A 608-nucleotide genomic window follows, 5' to 3' on the forward strand; every position below is an offset into this window, starting at 1 on the left:
TAACAAGTTATGCTGGACTTGATTTGCATTCCCTTGGAAAGAAAAAAATACGATTTGTGTCTTCCGAAGAGGCGTTAAAAGATGTAACGCCAATTGATTGGGAAGAAGACGTACTACAGGGGAGAAAGAAAGCAATAGTCACCAAAAGAAAAAACAAGGAGTAAGTAACTAATGTGTAAAGTCGGGGATATCATTGTAGTAAAAGAGTATACTAGCCAGGGAAGAACTCTAAAAAGACATTCATTTGTTGTATTGAGTACAGAACAGGGAAAAATTCGAGGCTTGGATTATGATTTGATCTGTAACGTCATGTCGTCATTCCATTCAGAGGAACAAAGAAGATTTAAACTTGGATTTCCTGGTAACTTTGAATATCCGGCCAGTTCTGAAAACATAAAAAATGGACATGGCAAAGACGGATACATAAAAGCTGAGCAACTTTATTATTTTGATAGTTCAAAAACTGACTTTTACATTTTAGGAAATGTTACTCCGGAATTATTTAATGCTTTAATTGAATTTATCGACGGTTTAGATGAAATTGAAGCTATAGTTGACAACTTATAATAGTCAGGATAGAGGCACTCCAGCAGTGTCTCTTTTCTTTT

At 35.0% G+C, this 608-nt stretch carries 1 protein-coding gene; it reads left to right on the forward strand.

Annotated features, from left to right (window positions below; all coding sequences use genetic code 11):
• Positions 1-171: 171 nt before the first annotated feature.
• Complete coding sequence (locus V7D18_RS23675) at positions 172-567, forward strand: hypothetical protein (protein ID WP_426158086.1); 396 nt, start codon at positions 172-174, stop codon at positions 565-567.
• Positions 568-608: the final 41 nt, after the last annotated feature.

Origin of the sequence: Lacrimispora sp. 38-1 (assembly GCF_049890855.1) — a bacterium.
GTDB lineage: Bacteria > Bacillota > Clostridia > Lachnospirales > Lachnospiraceae > Lacrimispora.

Coding starts and splice junctions, on each gene's coding strand:
- V7D18_RS23675 (WP_426158086.1), top strand. CDS start 172: ATGTGTAAAGTCGGGGATATCATTGTAGTAAAAGAGTATACTAGCCAG.